The sequence below is a fragment of the Streptomyces sp. NPDC000229 genome (assembly GCF_040300825.1).
GTDB lineage: Bacteria > Actinomycetota > Actinomycetes > Streptomycetales > Streptomycetaceae > Streptomyces.
In genome coordinates, this window is record NZ_JBEPEL010000089.1 from 19,773 (window position 1) to 27,483 (window position 7,711).

Annotated in this window: 6 protein-coding genes; all 6 read right to left on the reverse strand. The window is 70.4% G+C overall.

Annotated features, from left to right (window positions below; genetic code table 11):
- Window positions 1–2: 2 nt before the first annotated feature.
- The 6 genes from ABT360_RS29960 to ABT360_RS29985 all read right to left on the reverse strand — a co-directional run bounded on the left by ABT360_RS29960 (window position 3) and on the right by ABT360_RS29985 (window position 7,606).
- Window positions 3–1,559 carry an ABC transporter substrate-binding protein gene (locus tag ABT360_RS29960; RefSeq protein ID WP_351823291.1) on the reverse strand — a complete coding sequence of 519 codons (1,557 nt, stop codon included), beginning with the start codon at window positions 1,557–1,559 and terminating at the stop codon, window positions 3–5.
- Window positions 1,560–2,313: 754 nt separating this feature from the next.
- Complete coding sequence (locus ABT360_RS29965) at window positions 2,314–2,862, reverse strand: phosphatase PAP2 family protein (RefSeq protein WP_351823294.1); 549 nt, start codon at window positions 2,860–2,862, stop codon at window positions 2,314–2,316.
- Window positions 2,863–2,968: 106 nt separating this feature from the next.
- The gene (locus tag ABT360_RS29970; protein WP_351823297.1) at window positions 2,969–4,009 is read right to left on the reverse strand and encodes a YihY/virulence factor BrkB family protein; all 1,041 of its coding nucleotides are present in this window, start codon (window positions 4,007–4,009) and stop codon (window positions 2,969–2,971) included.
- 288 nt (window positions 4,010–4,297) lie between these two features.
- Window positions 4,298–5,290, reverse strand: a complete 993-nt coding sequence (locus tag ABT360_RS29975) for a magnesium and cobalt transport protein CorA (RefSeq protein WP_351823301.1) — start codon at window positions 5,288–5,290, stop codon at window positions 4,298–4,300.
- A gap of 190 nt (window positions 5,291–5,480) precedes the next feature.
- Window positions 5,481–7,097 carry a sodium/solute symporter gene (locus tag ABT360_RS29980; protein WP_351823304.1) on the reverse strand — a complete coding sequence of 539 codons (1,617 nt, stop codon included), beginning with the start codon at window positions 7,095–7,097 and terminating at the stop codon, window positions 5,481–5,483.
- Window positions 7,094–7,606, reverse strand: coding sequence for a DUF485 domain-containing protein (locus ABT360_RS29985; RefSeq protein WP_351823307.1), 513 nt, complete (start codon window positions 7,604–7,606; stop codon window positions 7,094–7,096). Before ABT360_RS29985 ends, ABT360_RS29980 begins: the two co-directional genes overlap by 4 nt.
- Between the last annotated feature and the right edge of the window lie 105 nt (window positions 7,607–7,711).

The window sequence follows — 7,711 nt, forward strand, 5'->3', positions numbered from 1 at the left end:
GCTCAGGCCAGCCACACCTTGTCGAAGCGGGCCGAGTCCAGCGTGTTCGGCGGGGCCTGCTCAACCCCGCGTACACGGGAGGACACCGCGTTCAGCCAGTCGGGGTGGCCCCACATCAGCAGGCCGCCCTCCTCGTGGACGGTGCGCTGGAGGTCCCCGTACAACCGGGTGCGTTCGGCCTCGTCGGTCGTGGACCGGGCCTTGGCGAAGGCCGCGTCGAAGTCCTTGCGGCGCCAACCGGACGCGTTGAAGGCCGACGTGGTGAGGAGACGGTCGTTGATGTACGTGGGGATCGTCATGGCACCCGAACGGTGACTGCCCATCACGCCCTTGGTCAGCTGGTCCTTGAAGTACGTCTCCGAGGACCCGGTGGTGACCTTCACCCGGAGCCCGGCGTCGGCGGCCTGCTCGGCGAACAGGGTCGCCGCCTCGACGAAGCCGTTGGCCACGGACGACGTGTAGATGGACAGGGGCTTGTTCAGCACACCCGCCTTCTTCAACAGCGCGCGGGCCTCGGCGACATCGCGCTTCCGCTGCGGGATGTCCGCCGGGTAGTACTGGTAGCCCTTGCCGAACATGTCGTTGCCGACCACACCTCGGCCCGCCAGCACGACCTCGACCAGCTTCTCCCGGTCGGCGAGCAGCTTGAGGGCCAGGGTGACATCGGGGTTGTCGAAGGGCTCCTGGTCGCACTTCATGACGATCGCGTGGGCCGTGCTGCCCTTCGCGGCGATGATGCGGACCGACTTGTCGGCCTGCGCGGTACGGGCGAAGGTCGGTGTCATCTCGTAGCCGTACTCCGCCTCGCCGCCGCGCAGGGCGTTGCCGCGGGCGTCGGCGTCGGCGGAGAGGATGCGCAGCTCGTCGACGTACGCCCCGCCGTCCCAGTGATCGTCGAACCGCTCGGCGACGAAGGACCGCCCGGCCTGGAACGACTTCAGCCGGAACGCTCCGGTGCCGACGGCCTTCGCCGGGTCGCGGTAGCGCGCACTGACGATGGCGGTCCCCAGCGTGCCGAGCAGCGCCGGGAGTTCGGCGCTGGGCCGGTTCAGCGCGATTTCCACGGTGTTCTTGCCGACACCACGGCTCTTCTTCAGGTCGATGACCGACAGCAGGCCCTGCGCGAAGTGGTTGGTCGCCTTGGGGTCGAGGATGCGGCCGAAGCTGAACAGCACGTCCTCGGGCGTGAGCTTCTTCCCGTCGTGGAAGAGCGCCTCGCGCAGCGTGAACCGCCACACGGTCGCCTCGGGGTCGGACTCCCACTTCTCGGCGAGGCGCGGCACCGGCGCCATGGTGGCGTCCAGGTCCACGAGCCGGTCGAACACGGCTTTGGTGCGCGCCATGTCGATGGCCAGGGCCTCCGCGTGCGGGTCGATCGTCTCCTGCTCGCCGCCACCGGTGAACAGCGCCCGGAACTGACCGCCGCGCTTGGGCGCGCCCTTCCCCTCGGCCGCGCCGCCGCCGGTGCCGGCTCCGCAACCTGTGAGCGCCAGAGCCCCGGCCGTACCGGCGGCACCGGCCAGAGCGAGGAACTCTCTGCGGTTACGGAATGTCGACATGCTGCTCCCTCGATGAGATGGCCTGGTCCCCCACCGCAGCCGAAGGACGGGTCGGTGGGTGGGGGCCCGCACAGCATTGCGGTAATGAAAATGATTGTCAATACAGCTAGCTGTGAGCCATCCTGTGAGCACTCCGTGCGGCACTGCCGCACCGCCGAGGCAGGCGACACAGGCGAATGTGCGCCGGGGCCGGCTACCCGGGCGGGGACGGTGAGGTCGTGCCCGCCTCCGGCTCGGCAGCCGCGGCAGGCGGACTCGCGGGGATCGCCGATTCTCCTGGGCTGCCGCCCGGGGAAGGCCCCTCTGCTTCGTGCGCGGTGTGCGATCGTGACGATCGCCCCTGCGTCATCTCGGCGAACCACCAGGTGAGCGCCACCACGCACGACCACAACGCCCCGCTCTTCACCGCAGCCGGCCAGGACGCCTGCTCCGCCCACCGCTCCACGGCAGTCAATGTCGCCCAGCTGACCAACAGAACGCACGCCACTCGTGCACGTCGATGTGTGAACATGCGCGCCCGGCTACCCGGAGCGGTAGCGATCACACCGGCAGCGGGGGAGCCGGAGCGCAGCCCAGGTCCACGGTGACCGGACCGTGAACCTGGGCTGCGCATGAGAGGGGAAAAGGTGTCCCGGCAGGTCCGTGCCGCGACCCGCCACCACCACATCGGCCGGGACCCGCATCGGAACGGGCGGCTGCGGCGGCCGGGGGCGAGCTCAGCCGTCCGCCCTGCCGCCGACGATCTCGGCACGCGTCACAGCACGCGCCGGACCCAGAGTCCCGGAGCCCGGCGGACCAGCCAGGCGCTGGCCAGTCCGATGGCGGCACCTGCTGCCACATCGCTGGGGTAGTGCGCCCCGGAGTGCACCCGCTGGGCCGCGACGGCCGCCGCACCGACCGTGCACGCGGCGCCCCACGCCGGGGAGGTGGCGGCGACGGCCGTGGTGAAGCCGACGGCGGCCGCGGTGTGTCCCGAAGGGAAGGAGGAGCTGTCCGGCCGCTCGTCGACGTCGTCGTGGGGGATCAGGTGCTTGGGCGGCCTGCGCCGCTCGATGAGCTGCTTGCAGACCGCGTTCGACAGCAGCTCCGCCAGCCCCATGGCGGCCAGTCCCGCGATCGCGGCCTTCCGTTCCCGGTAGCCGCCGGCGGCCGCCATGACCGCTGCCGTGGCCCACCACAGCTTGGTGCGTTCGGCCGCCGCCTCCACGGCGGGCAGCACGTTCCGGGCCAGGGGCGAGGTCCAGTGCGCCGCGCGGTGGGTGAGGCGGCGGTCGCCTTCTTTCAGATCAGCCAAGGCGGTCATGTGCGACTGTTTCCCGCCCCTGCGCCGCCCATGCGCAGAGCGGCCATCGGGGCAGCTGCGCTTCGCGGTTTGCGGTGCGGTGTGCGGTGGGGTTTGCAGTTGCGGCTCATTCGAGGCGGCGACGGTCTTCCTCGGTCCACTTGGCGGTGTCGCGGGGTTCGACGTAGGGCTCCTCCGTCGCGGGATGACCGCCTTCGATCGCGCGCTGACGGGCCATCTCGGCGTCGAATTCCAGGCCGAGGAGGATCGCCAGGTTGGTGATCCACAGCCACACCAGGAAGACGATCACGCCGGCCAGGGTGCCGTAGGTCTTGTTGTAGGAGGCGAAGTTCGCCACGTACAGCGCGAAGCCCGCCGAGGCGATCATCCACAGCAGGAGGGCGAGGAAGCTGCCGGGGGTGACCCACTTGAAGCCACGGCCCTTCGCGTTCGGAGAGGCCCAGTACAGGATCGCGATCATGATCGTGACGAGCAGCACCAGGACGGGCCACTTGGCGATCGACCACACCGTCATGGCGGTGTCCCCGACTCCCAGGGCGGAGCCCGCCCGCTGTGCGAGGGGGCCGGTGAACACGACGATCAGGGCGCTGACGACCGCCAGCACCATCAGGACCACCGTCAGCAGCAGACGGAGCGGCAGCACCTTCCAGGCGGGCCGCCCTTCGGGCATGTCGTAGACGGCGTTGGACGTCCGGATGAACGCGGCGATGTAGCCGGAGGCGGACCAGATCGCCAGCAGCAGACCCACGATGGCCATGATGGATCCGACGCCGCCGTTGCCCTGCAACTGCTGCACCGCGTTGGAGATGATGTCCCGGGCCGGTCCGGGAGCGAGTTTCTCCAGGTTGTCCATCACCTGCTGGGTGGCCGACTCACCCGCGATTCCGAGCAGCGAGACCAGGACCAGCAGGGCCGGGAACAGCGAGAGAACCCCGTAGTAGGTGAGTGCGGCGGCCCGGTCGGCCAGTTCGTCGTCCTTGAACTCCTTGACCGTGCGCTTCAGCAGCGCCCCCCACGACCGCTTCGGCATGGCCGTCGGCTCGTCGGGGGCGTTGCGCTCCACAGCCGGATCCGGCCCCACGCGCCCGCCTTCGTCCTGGGAACGCGGCTCTACACCGTCTTGATGCCTCTTGGGTATCCGTGCCATGCCGTGCGGGTATCCCCCGATGCCGGGAGGAAACGAACCCTCGGCGAGTGCCCCGTGCGGCAAGCCGCCTTCGAGGTGAGGGCCGCGGTTGGTCACCCAGTGTGTCCACAGGTGCACGTGGGGAGCCTTGCCGCGCCGGCGCGGCGGCCGGGCCCCATGGACGCACCCGGCCGGCCGCCGGTCCTGACGATCGCGCGGCGTGTCGGCCTCGGCCGCTGGACGCGTGCCCTGGCCGCGATCCGCTCGGACCGCCCCGGTCGGGCGATCTCCCCTCGTCGGGAGCGCCGCTCACAGCCAGTCGTTGCGCCGGAAGGCCCGGTACAGCAGGCCGGCCGCGGTCAGCATCACGCCGACGGCGAGCGGATACCCGAAACTCCAGCCCAGTTCGGGCATGTGTTCGAAGTTCATGCCATAGACACCGGCGACCATGGTGGGTACGGCGAAGATCGCCGCCCAGGCGGAGATGCGGCGCATGTCGTCGTTCTGCCAGGTGCCCACACGTGCGAGGTGCGCGGCCAGGACGGAGTTCAGCAACTCGTCCAGCGAGCGGACCTCGGTATCCGTGCGGTGCAGATGGTCGGAAACGTCACGGAAGTAGGGCAGGGCGCTCTCCGGCCACTGGGCGCGGGGGCCGGTGAACTCCTGCAGCACGGGTACCAGCGGCTGCACCGCATCGCGGAACTCCAGCACCTCGCGCTTGAGGGAGTACACCTCTTCGGTGTGGTCGTCGTGCGAGGAGGAGAAGACGCTCCGCTCAAGGCCGGTCAGGTCGGCGCGGACCTTGGCCGCGGCATCGCTGTAGGCATCGACCACCACGTCCAGGACCGCGTGCAGGACGGCGACCGGCCCGAAGCGCAGCGTCGCCGGATCCTCTCGCATTCGGCGCGCGGCCTCGATGGTGGGGTCGACCGGACCGTGCCGGACGGTCAGCGCGGTACGAGGGCCGAGGAAGGCCATGACCTCGCCCGTCTCCACATCGCATCCCTCCTCGACGTACCACAGCGTCTTCACGGCGACAGCCAGCACCTCCCCGTACCGCTCGAGTTTCGGCCGCTGATGGGCCTGCACCGCGTCCTCCACCGCCAGGGGATGCAGGCCCAGGCACCGGCCGAGCTCCTGAAGGACGTCCTCGGTGGGAGCGTCCAGGTGAACCCAGCCGAACTCGTCGTCCCCAAGGTCTGCCAGGCGCTTGAGCGCCGCCCGGCAGGCGTCGTCCGTCTGACCGCATTCCACGGATTCCGGCTCGGCGGAGATATCCGTCCGGTAGATCACACACCTCATCCCCTGCGCATGCACCGCCCGGGCGATTCCACACATCCGCCCGGCCGGCGAATGCCACCGACCGGACGCGCCGCCGCCGCATCCGTACGGCGTCCGGCTCACCGAGGGGCCCCGGGCCCCGCCGAACGCGGTTCCCGGGGGAGAGCGAACCAGGAGCCCGGAGCCCGGAGCCGGGAACCGCCGGGAGGGGTCAGGGCGCGCCGCTGCCCGCCGCCGTGGTCGTGCCGGCCAGGATCGCCGGTTCCACCTCCTCGTAGCGGCGGCGCTGGTCGACCGCGTCCTGGTCGCGAAGGACCGTGGCGAGCCAGCCGGCCAGGAAGCCGAGCGGGACGGAGACGATGCCGCTCGTCGTGAACGGGAACCAGTTGAAGTCCTGGTCGGGGAAGACGGACTGCGGCGATCCGGACACCAGGTTGCTGCCGCTCATCAGGATGAGGGTCGCTGCGGTGCCCACGACGAGGGTGGCGAGCAGCCCCGTGCGGGTGTAGCGGCGCCAGAAGAGGCTGTATACGAGCGCCGGGGCGATCGCGGAGGCGCCGACGCAGAAGGACAGGGTCAGCAGTGCCTGGAGGTTCAGGTGCCGGGCGCCGGCCGCGACCGCGATCGCGACGAGTCCGACGCCGACCGCGGCGGCCCGGGCCACGGCCATCTCCGTGGAGCCCTTCAGGGCGGTCCTGCGCAGCCCGTGCGCGACGAGGTCGTGCGCCAGTGTGTTGGCGCAGGCGAGGGTGATCCCGGCGACCGAGGCCAGCAGAGTCAGGAAGACAGCGGTGGTCACCGCCGTGAACAGCAGCGTCTCGAGCGCGGTGGGATCCGTGCCCAGGACGGCCTGACTGACCATCAGGAACGCGGTCTGGCCCTGTGGGTCACCGGCGACCAGACCCTGGTGACCGACGATCGCGGCCGCACCGAAGCCGATCACCGCGAGCAGCAGGCAGGTGACGACGACGGTCGAGACGGCCCAGGACATCGAGCGCCGCACCGCTGTCGCAGTGCGCGAGCTGAACACGCGCATGGTGATGTGCGGCAGCACCGCCGCGCCCAGCACGACCGTCAACTGCGTCCCGATCATGTCGATGTCGTCGCCCCCGAACTGCAGCCCGGAGGCGAGGTACGCGTCCCCCGCCCCGCTCCCGGCCTTCGCGGCGTCCAGCAGCACGGGCAGGCTGAAGTCGAACCGGTCGAGGACGAGCAGCGCGATGGCGGTGGCCGCGCCGAGGAGCACCACGGTCTTGACGATCTGGATGAACGCGGTGCCCTTCATCCCGCCGATCGCCGCGTACGCGATCATCAGCAGACCGAGGAACACGATCGCCCCGGTCTTGAAACCGTCGGCGTGGAACCCGAGGACGACGGCGAGCAGATCGCCCGCGCCCGCGAGCTGGAAGATCACCAGAGGCAGCAGCGCGGTCAGGGTGACCACGGCCGAGGTGATGCGCACGGCCGGACCGGGGGCGCGGCGGGTGAGGACGTCGCCCGTCGTGAACCGGCCGGTGTTGCGCAGAGGTTCGGCCAGCAGGAACATCATCAGGACCAGCGACAGCACGGTGCTCAGGGTGAGGGTGACTCCGTCGAAGCCGAGAAGCGCGATGATGCCGATGGTCCCGAGCACGGTGCCGGCCGAAATGTAGTCACCGGCGATGGCGAGGCCGCTCTGTACGGGCGACAACGAGTGGTAGCCGGTGTAGAACTCGTCCAGGTCGCCGTGGTCGGGCCCGGTCATCACACACACCAGCAGGGTGACCGTGATGACGGTGATGAACGCGACCAGCGACATGGTCTGGGCGTCGGAACTGAACTCGGTCATGACCGGGCACCTCCGGTGCGGCCGCCGGGCCACGGCCACTGCTCCTCGCCCGCGGGGTACGCGGAAGCGTCCGTACGCGAGCCGCCACCGGCTCCGGGGCCGCGGGTCTCGCGCGCCGCCTGCCAGGTGCGCTCCCGGATGGCCGTCGCGAGCGGGTCGATGCGGTGGCGGGCGATGCGTTCGTACAGGGCGATGGCCGCGAGTGCCACCGGCAGCTGGCACAGCCCGAGCAGCAGGCCGATGTTCAGGCCGCCGGTGATCTCGCTGGTCATCAGCCCGGGCGTGAAGGCCGAGAGGATGAGGAAGAGGGTGAAGTAGCCGAGTGCGGTGAGCGTCGAGACGCGGCGCAGCTTGCGGTAGCCGGAGCGGAGTGCGTCGAGGTCGCCGTGGGGACGGTGCGGCTCGCGGTGCTCTGGAGGATTCGGCGCGGGCGCGTCCCAGAAGTACGCGGCCCTGTCATGTGGGTGGCGGGAAGGAGGTGGGTCCGGGAAGGGGCGGTGGTGCGACATCGACGTGCTCCTAGGTCGTGTCTTTCGGATCTTGCCGGGCTCGCGAGCCCTGGCACGCGCATCTGCTGCGTTGTCGTCGGTCGCCAATGCTCCGCAGTGGCTCCT